Genomic DNA, 20352 nt, shown 5'->3' with positions numbered 1-20352 from the left:
ACCGCCCGGAGCCGGGTGGGCTCCCCCGAAAACCCGCCCTAAAGCTTCACAGGCGATAGACGACCGCGTCCCCGACTTCCTGGCGGGTGATGCCGAGCGACTCGACAGGCGCGTCGATGGTGATCTCCCACGGCGTGCCGGGCACCTGGTCGCGCAGCAGCACCACCGTCCGGACGCCGAGCGTGCGTAGGTAGTCGACGCTTGTCTGGTTGGGGAACGACTGGCTCACCCGACGGACGTCGTCAAGCTGACGGGGTGTGAAGCCGCTGCCGCCGTTGACCACATCGGGGAACCCGCTGGTCGACCAGAGCATCACGTGCTGATCCAGGTTCTGGCTGCTGGGCAGCACCAGCAGTGGTCCCTCGGCCGAACGCAGCGCGGCCGGCTGGGTCGGCACCACCGGATGCGGGGTGCTGTTCAGGCCCTCGACGGTCACCAGCAGCAGCGGCAGCAGCGTGGCCATCCGCAGCCACGGCCCCGGCCACGACGGGATCCGCTGCGCGGTCAGCTCACGAACCCGGTCGGTGAGCGCGGTGACCGCTCCCGCCGCGAGCAGGCCCAGCAACAACGTGGTCCACAACATCAACCGACCAGGGGTACGCAGAGCACTCCAGCCCGGCACGTGCTCGAAGAGCGGCACGTAGGTGAAGGTGCCGTCGAAGAAACGGGTGCCCATCGCGAAGGCCATCGTCACCAGCACCCCGGCGAGCAGCAGCAGCCGGTGCCGCAGCCGCCAGACCGAGAAGAACAGCCCACCCAGGGCGAGCGCGTAGAGCACGTAGCCCGGCAACAGGGTCATCTCCGGGTGCCATGGCAGCGCCGCACGGGCACCCTCGTGCAGTCCACCCCAGATCCGCGACTCCGCCGGCGCCGTCACGAAACCCGACGCCGGCGGCGAGAAGATGCTGACGTCGTCGATGGTGCGCTCGGCGTACGGGTGCAGCTCGGTGACCCGGAAGAACGGGAACGCCAGGAGCACACCCACACCGGCGAACAACACCCCACCGAGCACGTTCGCGACGATCAACCGGCGACCGAAGGGCACGGCCTGGCGGGTGCGCAGCCGCCGCACGACGAAGAGGACGACGGCGACCAGCACCGTGCCGCCGAGGAAGTACGCGAACGGCAGCCCGATGCCGAAGCCGAGGCTGAGCTGCCAGGCCGCCACCAGCCAGCCGCCGTAGACCCACCCGTCGTGCCGCTGCTCGGGTCGGTAACCGTGCCGCAGTGACCAGCCGTGCCCGCGCGCCAGCATCGCCAACGCCAGCGGAATCCCGCCGTTGGAGAGCACGTGCAGATGCCCGGCCTGGGACAGCAGCCACGGCGCGTAGGTGTAGGTGACGCCGGCGACAGCGGCGCCGATCCGGCCGGCGCCGAGCTGCCGAGCCAGGGCGTACGCCCCGAACGTGGCGAGCGCGTGCGCCAGCACGAACATGATGTTGTAGCGCAGGATCGCGTCCTCGGGGCCGCTGCCGAGCATCCCCGCCGGGGCGTACCCGAGCAGCGTGTCGGAGAACGCGAAGCTCCACAGCTCGGGGAAGAACGTGTTGGACTGCCACAGGTGCGCCGGGTCGGTCAGCAGGATGTGCCCCGACCAGGCCATCTGCCAGGCCTGCAGGCTCGGATCCCAGTAGTCCTGCGGGAGTGTGTAGCGCGGGTAGCGCAACGTCGGCCAGGTCATCAGCACGGCCAGTGCCAGCGCGCCGAGGGCGGCCAGGGTCCACTCGTGGATCAGGAACCGGCCGACGGCGAGGCTGGACCGGGTGAGGATGGAGGGCTTCGGCTCCGGAGCGGAAGCGAACGCCTCCCAACGATCCGGGTCGGCCGGCTTCGTCTTGCCATCGGCCTGTGCCGGACCGTCGGCGTCGCCCGCCTTGCCATTCTTGGCCGTACCGCCGGTCTTGGTCGCGTCGTCCTTCGTGCCGCCGTCCTTGACCGGTTCATCGACCTTGGTGGCGTCTGCTTTGGTGTCGCCGTCCTTGACCGCGTCATCGACCTTGGTGGCGTCTGCTTTGGTATCGCCGTCCTTGACCGGGTCGCCGTCGTTGACGGTACCGGCCTTGGCGCTCTCCCCCTTGGCCGCTTTGCCGCGTCGGGTCAGGCGGTTGATCCAGCCCCGCTTGGGCGCGTCCGTGCCGGCGACGTCCGGGGTCGTACCGCTGGCTTCGGCCGTACCGCTGGTCTTGGCTGTGTCGCTGGTCTTGGCCGTACCGCTGACCTCGGCCGCGTCGCTGGCTTTGCCCGTACCGCCGGTCTTGGTCGTGTCGTCCTTCGCGGGGCCGGGTTCGATGTCGCCGGTGGCGGCGCTGGCACCCGTGGGCCTGCCGTTCGTCGCTGGTGCGGGCTTCGCACCGTCGGTCGATCGCGGGGGTCGCCCGGGATTGTCCGCGGTCGTCGCAGCGGTGGTGGAGGCGGGCGTCTTGTCGGCGTCGGAGGTGCCGGTCGGCCGGGTCGGGCTGCCCGTCGTGGACGCGGTGGCGGGTCGCTTCCCGGCGTCCGGGCCGGCGGAGGAGGGCTGGGCCTTACCGGTCCCGGGCTGTCCGGTCGTCATGCTGCCCGGCTCTCCGTCCCGAGCTGCTGACGGAGGAAGTCGATGTCGGCGGCCTGACCGGCCACGCCTCCCGGTGTCTCGACGACCACCGGCGCCCCGGCCGCCCGAATCACCGCCACCACCAGTTCCGGGTCGATCGTTCCGCCGCCCAGGTTGTCGTGCCGGTCCTGGCCGGAGTTGAACGCGCCCTTGGAGTTGTTGGCGTGGACCAGGTCGATCCGTCCGGTGATCGCCTTGACCCGGTCGACGAGCCCGAGCAGCTCCTCGCCGCCCGCGTACGCGTGGCAGGTGTCCAGGCAGAAGCCGACCTCGTGATCACCGATGGCGTCCCAGAGTCGGGCGAGTGCGTCCAGTCGTCGGGCGCACGCGTTGTCGCCCCCGGCGGTGTTCTCGATCAGGACCGGCACGCCGAAGCCGCCGGAGTCGGCGGCGTACGCGAAGGTCTTGCGCCAGTTGTCGAAGCCGACGGCCAGGTCGTCCCCGGCGTTGACGTGCCCGCCGTGGACGATCAGGCCCTTGGCGCCGATCGCGGCCGCGGCATTGGCATGCCCGAGCAGCAGCTTCCGGCTCGGAATCCGGATGCGGTTGTTGAGGGTCGCCACGTTGATGACGTACGGCGCGTGCACGTAGAGGTCGACCTCGGCCGCGCGCAGCCGCTCGGCGTCTTCCCGAGGCTTGGGCGCCTTCCACCCCTGCGGGTCGGCGAGGAAGAACTGCACGGTGTCGGCGGACCGGGCAGCCGCCTCCGCCAGCGGGTCGGTCGAATCGACGTGGGCTCCGATACGCATGCGAGCGAGCCTACGTCGCGACCCTGACCGCCGCCGCGACGGTCGGGGCGGTGTCGTGGGTCGTCGACGTCACCGCTCGGACCGACGGTCGTTGATGGGATTGAACCGGCGACCACTGCCCGGTCAGCAGGCGGCGCGAGCGCCGCGTACGGCGACCGGGGTCGACGGCCGACAGCGAGGTTGCCTCCGCCACGCGGCCCGGCGCGGCGGGGGCGGCCCCCTCGTCCGGCAGATTCCGACCGTTGAAGAATCTCGGAAATTTGTGCTTTTTCCTCCGACAAGGTACGAGTGCTGTTGTATCGTCAGATAACAACACGATAAAGCTCCGCGGGGCGTCTCCGGTCCAACCTCATCGGTGTGGTCGTTCCTCCCCAGGTCCCACCCAAGGAATGCGGACGGGACGCCCCGCGGCCTCGTAGGACGGGGGTCCACCACCGACCGGTGCACGGTCGGACGGTGGACCCCCGTCAGCCTGTCCGGGTGCCGACCCGACCTCCCCGGGCATGATCGTTCGGACCGGGTATCCTGGTCAGGTTGTCCGCGTCCGGTCGGGTTCCCTCGGCGCGTGCGGGCAACGACACAAGACCTCCTGCCACGGAAGGACCGTGGCCGCTTAGCCCACAGGAGGTGAGCACGTCTTGCGTCACTACGAACTAATGGTCATCCTCGATTCCAGCCTCGAGGAGCGCACCGTCGCACCGTCGCTCGACACGTACCTGAACGTGATTCGGACCGCGGGTGGCTCGGTTGAGAAGACCGACGTGTGGGGCCGCAGGCGCCTCGCGTACGAGATCAACAAAAAGGCCGAAGGCATCTACGCCGTCATCGACCTGCAGGCCACGCCTGCTGCGGTGGCCGAGCTGGACCGTCAGCTCCGGCTCAACGAGTCCGTGCTGCGCACCAAGGTCATCCGACCGGAAATGCGCTAGAGCATCCAACCCCGGTTCGTCCGGATCAGCCTCCGCGACTCTGTCGTACGGCTCTGCGAGCCTGTACGACGAGACGCTGAGTGCGCGAGGAGATGGTCATGGCAGGAGACACCACCATCACGGTCATCGGCAATCTGACCGATGACCCCGAGTTGCGGTTCACCCCCTCCGGGGCTGCGGTCGCCAAGTTCCGAGTCGCTTCGACGCCCCGTTTCATGGACAAGGCGTCGAACGAATGGAAGGATGGCGAGCCGCTGTTCCTCGCATGCACCGTGTGGCGGCAGGCCGCCGAGCACGTCGCCGAGTCGCTGCAGCGTGGCGCTCGGGTGATCGTGTCGGGCCGGCTGCGTCAGCGGTCGTACGAGACCCGCGAGGGTGAGAAGCGCACTGTCATCGAGCTTGAGGTCGACGAGATCGGCCCGTCGCTGCGCTACGCCACGGCGAAGGTGCAGAAGATGTCCCGCTCCGGCGGCGGTGGCGGCGGCTTCGGTGGCGGCGGTGGCGGTGGCAACCAGGGCGGCGGCGGAGGCAACTTCGACGACCCCTGGGCTTCGGCTGCTCCTTCTCCCGCGCGTGCCGGTTCGGGCGCCAATTTTGACGAGGAGCCACCGTTCTAATGGCGCCTAGCGCTCGCGATCGCAAACCAGGAGCACGTGCAACGGCCAAGGCTGCGGCACTGCGCAAGCCGAAGAAGAAGGTGAACCCGCTCGACAAGGACGGGATCGCCTACATCGATTACAAGGACACCGCGCTGCTGCGCAAGTTCATCTCCGATCGCGGCAAGATCCGCGCTCGTCGGGTGACCGGCGTGACCTCGCAGCAGCAGCGGCAGATCGCCCGTGCGGTCAAGAACGCCCGTGAGATGGCGCTCCTGCCCTACACGGCCACCACCCGCTGAGAGGAGGCACCGATATGAAGATCATCCTGACTCAGGAAGTGTCCGGCCTCGGTGCCCCGGGCGACGTCGTCGAGGTCAAGGACGGCTACGGCCGTAACTACCTGCTGCCGCAGGGCTTCGCGATCGCCTGGACCAAGGGCGCGGAAAAGCAGGTCACGGTCATCAAGCGGGCCCGTGGGGCCCGCGAGATCCGCGACCTCGACCACGCCAACGAGGTCAAGGCTCAGCTCGAGGGTCTCAAGGTCAACCTGAAGGTCCGCGCCGGCGACGGCGGGCGGCTCTTCGGCTCGGTCACTCCGGCCGAGATCGTCGACGCCGTCAAGGCGGCCAGCGGCCCGGTCCTCGACCGTCGCCGGCTGGAGGTGCCCGGTCACATCAAGTCGACCGGCACCTACCCGGTGAAGATCAAGCTGCACCCCGACGTGACCGCGTCGTTCAACCTGAACGTCCTTCAGGGCTGACGTCCGCGACACCACCACGAGGGCCCGCACCGAGCGATCGGTGCGGGCCCTCGTGCGTACGTCGTCCGCACCACGCTCAGGTGCTGTCCCCGCGCGACACGGCCCCGACTCTCAGCCGCTCACCCGATCGGTTGACCGGTCACCACGCTGATCAGCACCGTGGACAGGCCACCACCCACCACCGCCGCGGCCAACGCGATGGTCGCCGAACGCCACGTCGTGCCCACCCGACGCAGCAGCGCCGCCACCACCAGACTGCTCACCAGCGCCAACCCGAAACGCGGCGAGCCGGCGAGCAGCGACCCCAACGCACGGGACCGAGGTGAGTCACACCCGCCCCCGCTGATGTCGGTCACACAACCAGCCGGCGCCTGACTGTCCAACGTCAACAGCCACACGAAGATCAGCACCGCCGGCGTCAGGTAACAGGCCGCCGTGTACAGCAACGGCCGGAACGGCCCACCCGGATCCGGGTCGAGCAGGTCGTCCTCCAAGCGGCGAGCCCACGCGCCCGTGGCCGCCGACTCGACCCGCCGACGCACCGACGCCGCCCCGGCCGCCGGCCGGTCCGCCCGACGCCGTGGCGCACCCACAGGTGGCACAGCCGCGCTGCGCGGCCTCGGGGCCGTGTAGCCCACCACCGGCGAGCGGGGCGCAGACGGCAGCGGATCAGTCCAGCGGGGGTCATCGCCGGCCAGCCGGGTGCCAGGCCAGAAGCTGTCGTCCCGGGCCGGCCAACCCTCCGCCTCGGCAGCCCGATCGGAGCGCGGCGGCAGCGTACGGTCCCAACTGTCGTCCTCGACGACGGACCGCTCCCATTGACCGGTGCGGTCGGACCGCTCCCAACCACCGACGCTCTCCACCGCCGACCACTGCTCGCTCAGATCCGTGCCGTCAGCACCGGCACCGGGCGGCCACGCGTGCACCCCCGAGGCGTCCCACGGATCCACCGCGGGCGGGTACGACGGCTCCGGCTCGACCACCCGATCCGACCCCCGTGCCCACGGGTCGGCCGCCGGCCGGGACCACGACTCCTCCGCCGCGCGACGGCTGCGCCGGGTGGGTCGGGTCGGCTCCGGATCCGGCACCGGCTTGCTCGGAGCGGACTCCAACTCCCCGCCCGACCAGATCACCTGCGGACGGCCAGCCGGCGCGCGGCGGGGACGGCGGTCCGGGAAAACGCCGGAAACCGGCTCGTCCTCCCCGGCGTTGGCGCGTCGGCGGCCCGCGTACCCCTGGTCCTGCGGACGGTCGAGCGTCCACTCCCGGGTGTGGTCCGACTCGGGGGCCGCGCCGATCGCCGCCTGCTCCCGCCAACTCGTCTCGCTGCCCCGCCGACGACTGCCCGACGACTCGATGGACCGCCTTCCGGCACCGGAAATCGGGGGCTCGGCCTCGCGTTCGGGCTCGGCCTCATCCTCGTCCGGTGCCGCGTGGCGACCGCCGCCGTCAGCGTGCCGGACACCCGACTCCAGAGCCCACCGGGGCAGGTAGGCGTCGACGGGCTCGTCCTGGCCGCGGTCCAATGCGCGCCGTCGACTGGAGGTGCGGTAGCGACCGTCCTCGTCGTACGGATCAACCGGAAGAGACGCCGCGCGCTCACCCCACGAGGCGGTCGGCTGGCGCTCGCGCGGGCTGCCATCCCCGCGTCCCCAGTCCCGGTAACTCACGGCCGGAGTGTGACCCTTCTGAACCGAAAGCGGAATCCGCTGTCCAGGTGTAGCCGTTCGCTGGAGATAGTACGGGACGATCGTGTCACAGGCCCGACCGAAATATTCTCCTCCACAGGCTGGGGAGTATGTTCCAGCAGGTCAGCGGCCTAGGGCCGAGAATTCCCCAATGGTTATCCACAGGCTGTGCACACCCTGCGCACATCATGTCCCCCGGCATCCACAGGTTGTCCCGAGGCTCGTCCACCGGCGTTGTTGAGTCTCTGACCTCGGGGTCCGTATGGTTGGCCCCCGACCGCCGGCGCGATGGCCCCCGATCGACCGGCCCGGTCGGACGGAAGTGTCAGACCCCAGCGGTAGAGCTGGAATCAGATCCGACGCACTGGAGGGGGACCCGTGTCGGTCACCGACGACAGGCGGGCGGAGTCACGATCCGGCGGCGGCCAGACATCCGCGCCGCGCGACGGTCAGTTCGACAAGACTCCACCCCAGGACGTCGCCGCGGAGCAGTGCGTCCTCGGCGGCATGCTGCTCTCCAAGGACGCCATCGCCGACGTCGTCGAGATCCTCAAGACCAACGACTTCTACCGGCCGGTGCACGCCACCATTTTCGACATCATCCTCGACATCTACGGGCGGGGTGAGCCGGCCGACCCGATCACCGTGGCCGCCGCCCTGACCGACTCCGGCGATCTGGCCCGCATCGGCGGCGCGCCCTACCTGCACACCCTCATCGCCAGCGTGCCGACCGCCGCGAACGCGGCCTACTACGCGCGCATCGTCAGCGAACGCGCTGTGCTGCGCCGGTTGGTCGAGGCTGGCACCAAGATCGTGCAGCTGGGCTACGGCACCGCCAGCGGCGGCAGCCGTGACGTCGACGACGTCGTGGACCTCGCCCAGCAGGCCGTCTACGACGTCACCGAACGGCGGGTCAGCGAGGACTTCGCGATCCTGGCCGACATGTTGCAGCCGACGCTCGACGAGATCGAGGCGGTGGGCGCGACCGGCGGCATGATGACCGGCGTCCCCACCGGCTTCAGCGACCTGGACCGACTGCTCAACGGCCTGCACGCCGGCCAATTGATCATCGTGGCCGGCAGGCCGGGTTTGGGCAAGGCGCTCGCGCTCGACACCCCACTGCCGACCCCGGATGGCTGGACCACCATGGGTGAGGTCAAGGCCGGCGATCAACTTCTGGCGGCGGACGGCAGACCCACCACGGTCACACACGCCTTCGACGTCATGCACGACCGCCCCTGCTACGAGGTGGAGTTCTCCGACGGCACGGTCATCGTGGCCGACGCGGAACACCTGTGGAAGACGACCAGTCGGGCCAGCCGGCGGCAGGGGCCGGCGCGGCAGAGGCGGCACTGGTCCGAATCGGCGCTGACCAACGTTCGCACGGCACACGAGCGGCTGAGCTCCCTGCGGAATCAGCCGATCACTCTCTTCGACACGATTGAACAGGTCGGCCCAGAGTTTCGGCATGTCCTGCACACCGTGGCCCGTGAGGTCGGATCGGTCGGTCGGATCAGCCGTCCCATCGTTCGCAACGGCAAGCCGCAGAACTGGACTGCGCCCGGCTATCCGGCTGGTCCGCTCCTGGGCGCGCTCCTGGAACGAGCCGAGCGGGAGGTCAACGCCGGCAGCCGGGTCGACCACGACGGCGTCGTCACCACCGCCGAGATCGCAGCCACGCTGCGCACCGACACCGCCCAGCGGCGGCTCAACCATGCCGTACGGAACTGCGCTCCCATCCAACTTCCGGACCGTGAGCTGCTGGTCCCGCCCTACACCTTGGGGACGTGGCTCGGTGATGGGCACAGCGACGCCAGCCGCTTCACAACGGCAGATCCGGAGATGGTCACGCACGTGGAGGCGGACGGCTTCGTCGTGCGGCCCAACGGACCGATGGTCTACACCATTCTGCCGCAGCCCACGTCCGCTGCTCCGGGGAACGGTGTCTGCGTGGACTGCGGCGTTTCCACCAGGGCGTTGCGAGAGAACTCAGCGACCCGGAAGTGTGCCGACTGCCGTCACCGGAACGGTTCCTTCCTCGGCCTCCTGCGTCAGGTCGGGGTAGCGGGGAACAAGCACATCCCGGGCGTCTATCTGCGTGCCTCGGAGGCTCAGCGCAGGGCGTTGCTCGCCGGGCTGATGGACACCGATGGAGCCGTCGCTCCCTCCGGCAACCTGCAGTACACGTCGACCTCGAAGCGGCTGGCTGACGACGTACGCGAACTCATCGTCAGCCTCGGCTACCGCTGCACCGTCAACACGAAGCCGGTGCGCGGCCGCACCCGCGAGTCGTCGATCGCGTACACGTTGAACTTCTCCACCCCCGATGTCATCTTCCGGCTGAGGCGCAAGCAAGACGCACACGCCGAACGTCGCCGTACCACCTCCGACGTTCGAACCACCTCGCGGTTCATCGTCGACGTCCGACCGGTCCCCAGCGTTCCGGTGCGGTGCGTGACCGTCGACAACGACGACCACCTGTACCTGGCCAGCCGGGCGATGATCCCCACCCACAACAGCACCGCCAGCATGGACTTTGCCCGGAATGCTGCTATTCGCGCCAACCAGGCTGCCGCGATCTTCTCGCTGGAAATGAGCAAGGTCGAGATCGTCATGCGACTGCTCTCCGCCGAGGCGCGGGTCCCGCTGCACGTGCTGCGCAGTGGCCAGCTCTCCGACGACGACTGGACCAAGCTGGCCCGGTGCATGGGTGAGATCAGCGAGGCGCCGCTCTTCGTCGACGACACGCCGAGCATGAACCTGATGGAGATCCGGGCCAAGGCCCGGCGGTTGAAGCAGCGGCACGACCTCAAGATGATCGTGGTCGACTATCTCCAGCTGATGACCTCGCCGAAGCGCACCGAGAGCCGCCAGCAAGAGGTCGCGGACCTGTCCCGTGGCCTGAAGCTGCTGGCCAAGGAGGTCGAGTGCCCGGTGATCGCGGTCAGCCAGCTGAACCGTGGCCCCGAGCAGCGCACCGACAAGCGACCCCAGCTGTCCGATTTGCGTGAATCGGGATCAATTGAGCAAGATGCCGACGTTGTTATTCTTTTGCACCGCGACGACTACTACGACAAGGAGTCGCCGCGGGCGGGCGAGGCGGATTTCATTGTTGCCAAGCATCGGAATGGACCAACTGACACCGTGACCGTGGCGGCGCAGTTGCACCTGTCGCGGTTCGTGGACATGGCCATCGGCTGACCGGCGCGGCACCTGCTGTCGGTCAGCCGAGCAGCGGAAACCAGCCCGCTGACTCGCCCAGCTCCAGCCGGTCCCGATCGGTGAGCGGTACGCGCCCGGTGGCCTTCAGCAGGAAGTCCTGGTCGTCCCAACCAACGGGGCGTACCGTGTCGTCGCTGAGCAGGCCCTCCATGGTGGTCACCGCGACCCGCGCGGCCAGCGGGCCGGGCGGTGGCGCGGCGGGCAGTTCCGGGGTCAGATCCAGGTGGTGGACGACAGCCTCGGTGGTCAGAGTGGCGAGGAAGTCGGGTACGCGCAGCACGTGCCCCTGCGTGGTCACGTACCCCTCGGGGTTTGCCGACCTGGCGGCGCGGACCGCCGCGGGCGCGGTGTCCCGCCAGAGCTGGACGATCCCGGTCGGACGGTCGAATGCGGCGGCCGACCGGCGGACCCACCAGGCGTGCCGGTTGCTCTCGTCGTCGCCGGCCGGAAAGTCGCGCCAGTAGCTGACGTCGTCGACGTCGGCCGGCCCGTCAACGGGGCTGGCGAGTGCGACAAGCGCACGCTGGGCGTCGCCGAGTACGTGCAGGAGCAGGTCCGCGACCAGCCAGCCCCGGCAGCGGGTGGCTCGTTGCAGGTCGGCGTCGTCCAGGTCGCGGACCACCGCGGTGATCCCGTCGTACGCCTGGGCAAGCGCCTCGTCCGGTCGGATCGTGGTCATGCGATTCAGCCTCGCATGAACCATCGCGCCCGCCAACGTTCGACGGCCCGGGTGGTGTGCCCGGGCCGACACGTGGATCGACCCGGGCGGGAAGGCCGTTCTGGATCAGCCGAACATGTCGTCGAGGAAGCCCTTGCGCTTCTTCTGCCGGTAGTGGCCGTGGTAGCCGTGGTGCTGCTGCTGGCCGTAGGCCGGCTGCGGCGGGTAGCCGTGGGCGGGCGGGGGCGGCGGCGGGACGGCACCGTATCCGGGCTGGTGCGGAGGCGGCGGAGGCGGGTAGCCGGCCGGCTGGTGGGTGGGCTGCGGCGGTGCGCCACCGGTCTGTTGGCGGCTCCAGTTGGCCTCCGCCTCGAACAGCTTCTCCAACTCGCCGCGGTCCAGGAAGATGCCTCGGCATTCCCCGCACTGGTCGATCACGACGCCGCTGCGCTCGTACTGACGCATTTCTCCGTGACACTTGGGGCAGGTGAGACTACTCATCGCCCGACGGTACCTGGTGGACCTATGCAGTTGCTGTGAGCGCCTCGGTGACTTCTTCGTCGGAGACCTCGTGGAAGTCGTCGTAGTAGACGCTCACCGCGCCGAAGTCCGGTGGGCGTTGGGCACAGATGACCTGGTCCGCCTCCGCGGCGAGAAGTTCGTACGCCTCCTGTGCGCCGACCGGGACGGCGACCACGACCCGGTGTGCTCCGAGGTGGCGGACGACCTGCACGGCGGCGCGGGCGGTCGCACCGGTGGCCAGGCCGTCGTCGATGATCAGCGCGGTCCGGCCGGTGAGGTCCAGTTGTGCGCGACCGCCTCGGTAGAGCCGTTCCCGCCGGGCCAGTTCGGCCTGTTCCCGTTGGCTGACCTCGGCGATGTCGTCGCTGCTGAGTCGGCTGGCCACCGCGTCGTTGAGCACCTGGACCCCGCCCGGCCCGAGTGCCCCGAAGGCGACCTCCCGGGCCCACGGCATGCCGAGTTTGCGGACGACGAGCACGTCAAGTGGTGCGCCGAGTCGTTCGGCGACGACCCGGGCGACCGGTACGCCGCCGCGGACGAGGCCGAGGACGACCACGTCCGGATCGCCGACGAGCGCGGTGAGCCGTTCGGAGAGCACCCGGCCGGCGTCGGCCCGGTCGCGGTACGTCGTCATGCCTTCAGGTCTACGCCCTGGCGGGGCGTTCCGCCCAGCAGTTACGCCGATGTGGTCCGAGCGGGCAGGTCGGGAAGCGGGGTGGCCGGCGTGTCGACCGGGCGGTGCAGGGCGGGTGCCCAGGTGAGCAGGGCCATGGGGTAGAGCAGGTACCCGAAGCGGGTCGAGGGCATCAGGGCGATGGCGGCGAGTAGCCCGTACCCGCAGATGAGCGCGGTAGCGACGGCGGTGCGGGGCGGGCGGCGGGCGAGCCGGACGGCGATGGTCGCTCCGGCGGCGACCAGCAGCGCGGCGGCGACGAGCCGGCCGGCGGGTAGCGCGGTGGCGATCAGGTAGCCGGGAAAGGGGGACTGCGCGGGGCTGGTGACCAGGCCGTGGCCGAGGGGGAAGCGCAGCACGTTCTCGGTGAGCGCGTCACGGTCGACGAGGATCGCGGGGACCAGGGCGGCGACGGGTAGGCCGATCGCGCCGGCGGCGACCCGGGTGCCGGCGCGCCGGGTGAGGCCCCAGACGATCAGGACCAGCGCCACCGGCCAGGCGAAGAGCTTCAACGCGCCGGCGAGCCCGACCGCGAGGCCGGCCCGGCCGGGTCGGTCGGCGGCGGCGAGTGCGAGGGCCAGCAGGCAGAGCGCGAGTACGGGGAGGTCGTCGCCGCCGGTGGCGAGGGTGAGGGCACAGATGGGCAGTACGGTGGCGGCCTGGACGCCGCGCAGCAGCGCGGAGTCTCGCCGGTGAGCCGCCGGGGCGGGGAGGGCGGTGGCCGGTGTGGTGCGCAGGGCGGTCACGGCCAGGGTGAGCGCCAGCGCGGTGCCGACCGCGAACCAGACCCGGGAGTCGGTCCACCAGGTGTCGGCCAGTGCCCTGGGCAGGCCGAACATCGCCATGCCGGGTTGGTACGGGGTGTAGCCGAGCAGTTGGTCGCCGGGGGGCAGGGCGGCGATCGCGTCGGGTCCGAGGTACGGAGTGCCGTGCTCCAGGAGGCGGTTGCCGGCGTGCTCCACGACCAGGACTTCTTCCTGTGCCCGGTCGGTGCGTCCGTTGGCCCGCTCGATGCTCTGCCAGAGCAGGGGGAGCAGTGCGGTGCTTGCCCAGGTGAGGCCGGTGATCGTCCAGCGGGCTCCGAGACCGACCAGCCGTGCGGTCGGGTGGTGTCGGCGGAGCAGGAGTTGGGTGAGCACCGCAAGCGTCGCCACCAGGTATCCGACGGCGGCGACCGCGCCCCAGGCCCGGTGCGGGAGGAGGGTCGACGTGACCGCGGTGATCGCGGCGAAGATGGTCGAGACGGCGTAGAGGCTGAGGTCGACGGCGAGCCCGCCGGCGGCGGTGTCGAGCGTCCGCCAGTGCCAGGGACGGCGGGCGGTCGGGGCGTCGGCGATCACGGGCGCCAGTCTGGCAGACCGGGTGGCACCTGCAGCGGACCGTGTGGTGCGGTCGGCCGGTGCCCGGTCAGGCGGGCAGGTGCGGGAGGCGGGCGCGGGCGGCCTGGCGGCGGTTCTGGCTCAGCCGGATCACCGCGCCGGCGTCGTGCAGTGGTGCGACGAGGGCGCCGGGACGTCCGCCGGAGCCGCGCTGCATTGCCGCGAGCAGGGTGCCGGCGGGCACCGGCCGCGAGAACAGGTGGCCCTGGCCGGCGACGCAGCCCAACTCCCAGAGGGCCCGCCGTTGCGGTTCGCTCTCCACCCCCTCGGCCACCACCGTCAGGTCGAGACTGCGACCCAGGTCGAGGGTGGAGCGGATGACAGCGGCGGCCTCCGCTGAGCTGTCCATCGTCGTCACGAAGCTTCGGTCGATCTTCAGCTCGTGCACCGGGATGCGGGAGAGGAGCGAGAGCGAGGAGTAGCCGGTGCCGAAGTCGTCCAACGCCAACCGGACGCCCTCGTCGCGCAGCCGGCTGAGTACCCGGTCGACCACGTCGAGTTGGCTGAGCGTGAGCGTCTCGGTCAACTCCAGCACCAGCCGGTCCGCGGGGAGGTCGTGAGCGCGCAGACGGGCCAGCACGGAGCCGGGGAACCGCGCGTCGAGCAGGCTGCGGGGGGACACGTTCACCGCGACCGGTACGTCGAAGCCGGCGTCACGCCAGGTGGTGGCCGCGATCAGTGCCTGGTCGAGGATCGCCTCGGCGAAGGCCGGCAGCAGACCGGAGCGCTCCACCGCCTCCAGGAAGCGCAGCGGGTCGATCATGCCGTGGGTGGGGTGGCGCCAGCGGGCCAACGCCTCGGCACTCGTCACCTCGCCGGTGCCCAGGTCGACGATCGGTTGGAAGTTGACGATGAACTCGTGGTCGGCGACCGCCCGGGGCAGGTCACCACCGAGGGTGAGGCGGCCCAGGTCGGCGGTGTCGCGGGTGGTGGCGTAGGTGGAGATTCGCTGCCCGGCACGCTTCGCCTGGTACATGGCCACGTCGGCGCGGCGCAGCAGCTCGGTCATGCCACCGTTGGACGGGGCGACGGAGATGCCGCCGCTGGCTTCGACGCTGATCCGCATGCCGTCCAGTTCGAACGGCTCGTGCAGGGCGGCGAGGAGCGTCTCGGCGCGATGCGCGGCCACCGCCGGGGCCGGCAGCCCGCGCAGGAGTACGGCGAACTCGTCGCCGCCGAGGCGGGCCACCAGGTCGCTCGCCCGTGCGGCGCCTCGTAACCGGTCGGCGACCTGCACCAGCACCTGGTCGCCGGCGGCGTGACCGAGGGTGTCGTTGACTTCCTTGAAGTGGTTGAGGTCGATCAGCACCAGTGCGGTGACCCCGTCGGCGTGTCGGGCGCTCAACTGTGTGGTGCCCTCGTCGAGGAGGTGCCGGCGGTTGGCCAGTCCGGTCAGTGCGTCGTGGGTGGCGGCGTAGGCGTGTTCGTTGGCGACCCGGGCCAGTTCGGCGTACGCCTGGGCGTTGCGGACGGCGGTGCAGAGCGCGGAGGCGAAGGTGCGCAGGGTGTACTGCTCCCGTTCGGAGAGCTGCACCGGGCCGCGGAAGCGTAGTCGGAGCATGCCGATGTCGACGGTGCGGTCGTGCCCTTCGAGCGGGGTGGGGATGACGGTGCGGTGCACGTCGCTGGGTGTGCCGATGGGACCGTCGAAGGTGATGCCGCCGGTGCCGCCGCGCACGGCGCGGTCACCGTCGCGCAGCTCGATCTCGACCTCGTCGGCGGAGAACAGTTCGGCGGCCTGGGTGACGGCGGTGGTCAGGACATTGTCCAGGTCGACCACGTTGAGCGCGTCGGTGGTGCGAGCGAGCCGCTGCCACGCCTGCTGCTCCGTCCTGGAACGGATTCTCGTGGAGTAGGCCAGGTGCAGGCTGAGCACGAGCGGTGGAACGGCGACCAGGAGTCGCAGGTCGGCTTGGAGGAGGAGCAGGGTGCAGATGGTGACGAGGAACCGCAGCGCCACACCGACGCCTCGTAGGTCCCAGTTTGTGCGGAATTGCTGACGAATGCTGCTGCCGGAGGCTATCGCGATGACCGGGATCGCGATGAGCTCGTCGAGCACCGTGGCGACGAGATAGGCGAGGGCTATTGGGCCGACGAGACGAATGAAGTCGGTGAGCTTTGCGGGGGGCCAGGTCCAGTCCAGCGCTACGAGGGTCAGCCCCGCGCCGGCAGCAACGATGGTGTTCTTTCCGATGCTGAACGCCATCTTGATCGGCGCCAGGCGCTGGACGGCGAAGGCCGCCGCCACCCCAACGGCCGTGCACAGCACGACCCAGGGCGCTGGAGCGATCGCCACTCCGACGACGATCGCAGTCTCACTCCAGGTGATCTGGTGCGTGGTCGATCGGATTCTCACCCTTGCATTGACCATCGTGGCAACGGCGATCATGGGGATGAGTGCTATTACAGTCGCAACCTCGGTCCCGGTTGCCGGGAGCGCGGTAAGCGCCGCCACCAGGGAGAACGCACAAACCACCGAAGCTACAACGACGATGACGCCGATGATCAGAGTTAGTCGTCGATGATCTTCTTGGTCGTTCTGCGCTTGGGTTTGCATGCCGCTCCCGAGGGTGCCCGGTTCGCTCCTGGCACCGTAGCGCACGACGAGAGGCCAGCGGCAGGCCCTCGGGTGCTCAGGTCCACTCGTTGCCGCGCATGACTGCCTCCCTGTAGATCAGGCATTAGTGGCAACTCGTGGATTAGCCATTAATGCACCGACTTGCTGACAGGGATAGCGTAGCGGAGATATGAGTGGTTAGCGCCCGCCATATGTCGCTATGCGCAACATTAGCCAACTGAACGATGGTTTGTAACGTTCTGTCCCCACTTGGGAGCGCACCGTTGACGTTCGCGGCTTCTTCCCAAGAGTTGTTGCTGGCTGTTGTGGGCCGAATGCGATGGGCTGAGCCTGCGTATTCTCTCAAGTCTGCCGGCTTCTGGCCCGTTGCATCATCTGCAGTTCGGCCAGCGGTAACCACCGGTTGGGCATCGCGTACGCCAGGAATGCCGGTCGGCGCAGGCAATGGTCGACCGCAGGGGTTGCGCATCCTGCAGCTCGTGCTCGGACAAGAAAGCTGCAACCTGCAACAGGCATGCCGTGCCGGCGGTCGGCGCCACTCGCCGCTTCCGTCGATGACCGCCCGACCCGTTGACATCGGCCCGTCACGTTCGGTGCCCGTAAGCTTCGTCCGTGATCGGCTGAATACCCCGCTGAAGCAGGGGGACGGATGGAGATTCAACTTCTGGGCGGCCTCTCGGTGCAACTGGCCGCTCGCACACTGCACCTCGGAACGCCTAAGCAGCAGGCCGTCCTTTCGATGCTCGCAGTCCAACCTGGGCAGTTGGTGACCGTTCACGACCTGGTTGATGAGTTGTGGCCCGATGGTCCGCCGCGTTCGGCGGTGGCGAATGTTCGTACCTATGCCGCCAATCTGCGGCGGACCTTCGAAGCGTTCGAAGGCGGTCGGGGTGTCATCGTTAGGCAGCAAACCGGTTACCGGCTCGTCCTGAGGCCGGAATGTATCGACGTGTTTCAGTTCGAATTGGAGCGCTCCGCCGGCCGGCAAGCCCTGATGATCGGCCACCTGGACCGCGCCTCGGAACTACTGGGGCGTGCCGTGGCGCGCTGGCAGGGGGCAATGCTCGCCGGTATTCCGCTCGGACCCGTGCTCAGCGCACGCGTGGCGGCGGCCGAAGAGGAGCGGCTGCTGGCCGTGGAGTTGCTCGCCGACGTACAGCTGAGATCGGGGCGGGATGACCTGGCGATTCCGCTGCTGCGGGAGGTCATCGTCCGTCACCCCCTCCGGGAACCGGCATACGCCCTGCTCGTGCGTGCACTCTACGAGCGCGGCGATCACGCCGGCGCGCTCGTCACGTACGACGAGGTCCGGACGAGGCTGGCGGCTGAGCTCGGAGTCGTTCCTAGTTCTGACCTCCATACTCTCCACCGCATGATCGTGAGGGCGGGTCTGCCCCGGCGTTCGCCGATCGGCGGCGCAACCCGTCCGGCTGGTCGGGGTGCGCTCCCCGCCCCGAACACACCGCATGCGGCGGGTGTCCTTGCCCTCGAGAAACCGCGTCGGCTCCACCCGGTAGATCATCTTCCTCGAGCGGTAACCGATTTCGTTGGTCGCGAGGACGTCATGTCGCGGCTGCTCGCCGAGACCCGTCGGGTCGAGGAGCGGGTTCCGGCGGTGCACGTCATCGACGGCATGCCGGGCAGTGGAAAGACGACCATGGCCGTACACCTGGCCCGCCGGCTGTCCGATCGATACCCGGACGCCGCGTTGTTCATCGACTTACGCGGGCACGACGAAAAGAACCGGGTAGAGGCGGCGAACGCTCTGGTCACGCTGCTTCGACAGCTTGAAGTGCCAGCTGTGCGCGTTCCGGTCGAGCTTGAGGCAAGGGTGGAACTGTGGCGACAAGAGCTGGCCCGTCGGCGGTCGGTGATAGTTCTCGACAACGCCGCGAGCAGCGAGCAGATAATGCCCCTGCTGCCGGCCGAGCCGACCACCGTCGTGCTGGTGACCTCGCGACGACGTCTGTTCCACCCGGATGTCGGAACGTCGCGGACGCTACCGCTCCTGAGCCCACAGGAGAGCATGGATCTCCTGAGCCTGAGCGTTGGCCGGGACCGGGTCGAGGCAGAGCCGGAGGCGGCCGCCGAGGTGGTCCGGCGGTGTGGTCACCTTCCCCTGGCGATTCGGCTGGCCGGTGCCAGACTGGCGCATCGGCGCGGCTGGCGGTTGGCGGAACTGGTCGAACAGTTGGCCGGCGATCCTCTGGTGCTGCACCACCTGGCTCAGGAGGAGAGCAGCGTCACCGGGGCCTTCGCCGCCTCCTACGAGCCTCTCCCGGGTTCGACCAAGCGGGTCTTCCGATTCCTGGGCCTGTATCCCGGTAACCGCTTCAGCCCCCCGGTGGTCGCCGCACTGACCGGTCTGACCCTGGCGGACGCGCACGCCGCGCTCGACGACCTCGTCGACCGCAACCTGGTGGAGGACCTGGACTCGACGCGGTATCGGCTGCACGACCTCATGCGCCAGTACTCCATCGAACTCTGCTCGCACGCCGATTCCTCCGACGACCGCCAACGCGGTCTGGCTCGACTGTTCGACTTCACGCTGGAGGCGGTTCTGAACGTCGCCGAGCTGCTTGAGCCCGAAGTGATCAGATCCCAGATCCCGAACAGCCCGTCCGCGCAGCGTGAGCTCGTCGAGGCCGTCGGAGAGCCGACGGCTGACTGGCTGGAGGCCGAGCGCACGGACCTGGTGACGATGGTGGTGTCGGCGCTCGAGTCAGGGTTCTACCGGCACTGCTGGCAATTGGCCCGTGGCCTCTGGCGATTCTGCTACATCCGCGGGTACTTCGAGGACATCATTCTGATCCACCGCCACGGGCTCCAGGCTGCGGAGACTGTCGGAGACGCTGACGCGCTGGCTCTCATGAACAACTACCTGGCCTCCGCCTACGTCCGTACCGGCAACAAGCAAGGGGCGCTCGATCACCTGACACGTTCGGTCGACCTTTCCCGCAACTCGCGGGACGTACTGAACTCCGCCCGGTACCGCGCGAACCTCGCCGCCGTCTACTGGTGGAGCGGCCACCTGTCCGAGTCGGTGGAGCTCGGCCTCGAGTGTCTGCGGGACAATGTCTACGCGAATGTCGGCGGCCCCTTCCTGCTGCCGAACCTCGGGTTGGCGCTGACGGCCCTCGGGCGTTACGAGGAAGCGTTGCGGATACACCGCCTGCACCTGGCCTGGGCCCGGACGAACTCCGACGAGTTCCACACGCTGAACGCACTAAGCCACATCGGCGGAGTGCGGGTTCGCATGGGTGATCTTCCACAGGGGATCCGGATCCTGATGGCTTCACTCGCGCTACGGGATCGCACCGGCCACCGGTACGCCGAGGCCGAGGTGCGCAACGACCTCGGGATCGCCTACCGCAGTCTGGGTCGTCTGATGGAGGCACAGCGGGAACACGAGCTGGCCCGGAACCTGTCGATCGGTTCGGGGGAACGCCACGTCGAGGCGGCTGCGCTGAACGAGCTCGGGCGCACCCTGCTGGCACAGGCGCGGGGTGACGAGGCGTTCGAGGCGCACCAGGAGGCGTTGCGGTTGGCCACCCGGATCGCACACCCGCACGAGCAGGGTCGAGCCCTCGCCGGGCTCGCCGAACACTTCGCCCGCACCGACCCGGCCGAGGCCCGCCGGCACTGGGAGCGGGCGTTGGCGATCTTCCGACGGATGGGCGTGCCGGAACGCTTCGAGGCCGAACGCCGCCTCTCCGAGTTGACCGTGACCCCGGTCGCGGAGCACTGACCAGCCCGAACGTCGCTTATCGATTTCTTATCGGCAGGCCCGGTAGCTTTTCCGCCGTATCGGCGAACGGGGGAGGTCCTGCCCGCGGGCAGAACCAGGTCGCCGAGACGTACCCGCCGTCAGGTCCCCCCAGCGACCTCGGCGGCGGGTCGGTGAGGAAGGAGTGGCGTCGACCGTTACGCCTTTGGCACCGGCGCGGCGGTCAGCGCGACGCCGCTCCTTCCAAGCGCCGTCGTACGGCACCGATAAGCTCACGG

General features: G+C 69.4%; 14 protein-coding genes. 6 read left to right on the top strand and 8 right to left on the bottom strand.

The features are described 5' to 3' along the window. Positions 1 to 46 precede the first annotated feature (46 nt). Together AB0O48_RS13320 and AB0O48_RS13315 are read right to left on the bottom strand one after the other, a co-directional pair. Positions 47 to 2551 (bottom strand): hypothetical protein, encoded by a 2505-nt coding sequence (locus tag AB0O48_RS13320; protein ID WP_365065416.1) that lies wholly within the window; start codon positions 2549 to 2551, stop codon positions 47 to 49. Continuing rightward, positions 2548 to 3339 (bottom strand): deoxyribonuclease IV, encoded by a 792-nt coding sequence (locus tag AB0O48_RS13315; RefSeq protein ID WP_357377257.1) that lies wholly within the window; start codon positions 3337 to 3339, stop codon positions 2548 to 2550. Before AB0O48_RS13315 ends, AB0O48_RS13320 begins: the two co-directional genes overlap by 4 nt. A gap of 638 nt (positions 3340 to 3977) precedes the next feature. Here AB0O48_RS13315 and rpsF point away from each other — a divergent pair. From rpsF to rplI, 4 genes are all read left to right on the top strand, one after another. Further along, complete coding sequence (gene rpsF, locus AB0O48_RS13310; RefSeq protein WP_036391391.1) at positions 3978 to 4268, top strand: 30S ribosomal protein S6; 291 nt, start codon at positions 3978 to 3980, stop codon at positions 4266 to 4268. Between the two features lie 80 nt (positions 4269 to 4348). Continuing rightward, on the top strand, positions 4349 to 4885 hold the full coding sequence (locus AB0O48_RS13305; RefSeq protein ID WP_181518404.1) for a single-stranded DNA-binding protein: 537 nt from the start codon (positions 4349 to 4351) through the stop codon (positions 4883 to 4885). Next, entirely contained in the window at positions 4885 to 5166 is a 282-nt protein-coding gene (gene rpsR / locus AB0O48_RS13300) for a 30S ribosomal protein S18 (RefSeq protein WP_051723758.1), read from the top strand. The genes AB0O48_RS13305 and rpsR overlap by 1 nt, the downstream gene beginning before the upstream one ends. A gap of 14 nt (positions 5167 to 5180) precedes the next feature. Then, positions 5181 to 5627, top strand: coding sequence for a 50S ribosomal protein L9 (gene rplI / locus AB0O48_RS13295; protein ID WP_357242916.1), 447 nt, complete (start codon positions 5181 to 5183; stop codon positions 5625 to 5627). A 119-nt stretch (positions 5628 to 5746) separates the two neighbouring features. Here rplI and AB0O48_RS13290 read toward each other — a convergent pair whose 3' ends face one another. After that, on the bottom strand, positions 5747 to 7297 hold the full coding sequence (locus AB0O48_RS13290; RefSeq protein ID WP_357242913.1) for a hypothetical protein: 1551 nt from the start codon (positions 7295 to 7297) through the stop codon (positions 5747 to 5749). Positions 7298 to 7693: 396 nt separating this feature from the next. On the opposite strand from AB0O48_RS13290, the gene dnaB reads away from it, so the two are divergent. Then, entirely contained in the window at positions 7694 to 10516 is a 2823-nt protein-coding gene (gene dnaB, locus AB0O48_RS13285; protein WP_357242910.1) for a replicative DNA helicase, read from the top strand. A 22-nt stretch (positions 10517 to 10538) separates the two neighbouring features. Here dnaB and AB0O48_RS13280 read toward each other — a convergent pair whose 3' ends face one another. From AB0O48_RS13280 to AB0O48_RS13260, 5 genes are all read right to left on the bottom strand, one after another. Next, complete coding sequence (locus tag AB0O48_RS13280) at positions 10539 to 11216, bottom strand: maleylpyruvate isomerase N-terminal domain-containing protein (protein WP_365065409.1); 678 nt, start codon at positions 11214 to 11216, stop codon at positions 10539 to 10541. A 105-nt stretch (positions 11217 to 11321) separates the two neighbouring features. Beyond that, the gene (locus AB0O48_RS13275; protein ID WP_357242904.1) at positions 11322 to 11696 is read right to left on the bottom strand and encodes a zf-TFIIB domain-containing protein; all 375 of its coding nucleotides are present in this window, start codon (positions 11694 to 11696) and stop codon (positions 11322 to 11324) included. A 22-nt stretch (positions 11697 to 11718) separates the two neighbouring features. After that, entirely contained in the window at positions 11719 to 12351 is a 633-nt protein-coding gene (locus tag AB0O48_RS13270; protein WP_357242901.1) for a phosphoribosyltransferase, read from the bottom strand. Between the two features lie 41 nt (positions 12352 to 12392). Next, positions 12393 to 13730, bottom strand: a complete 1338-nt coding sequence (locus tag AB0O48_RS13265; RefSeq protein WP_365065407.1) for a glycosyltransferase family 87 protein — start codon at positions 13728 to 13730, stop codon at positions 12393 to 12395. A 67-nt stretch (positions 13731 to 13797) separates the two neighbouring features. Beyond that, positions 13798 to 16326, bottom strand: coding sequence for a bifunctional diguanylate cyclase/phosphodiesterase (locus tag AB0O48_RS13260; protein WP_365065405.1), 2529 nt, complete (start codon positions 16324 to 16326; stop codon positions 13798 to 13800). Between the two features lie 670 nt (positions 16327 to 16996). Between AB0O48_RS13260 and AB0O48_RS13255 the strand changes: the two genes are divergently transcribed. Further along, entirely contained in the window at positions 16997 to 20095 is a 3099-nt protein-coding gene (locus AB0O48_RS13255) for a BTAD domain-containing putative transcriptional regulator (RefSeq protein WP_357571584.1), read from the top strand. Positions 20096 to 20352: the final 257 nt, after the last annotated feature.

This window comes from Micromonospora sp. NPDC085948 (genome assembly GCF_040686315.1).
In the GTDB taxonomy this organism is placed as follows: Bacteria; Actinomycetota; Actinomycetes; order Mycobacteriales; family Micromonosporaceae; genus Micromonospora.
Note: the sequence above shows the minus strand (reverse complement) of the source record. Positions and strands in the feature narration are given on the sequence as shown.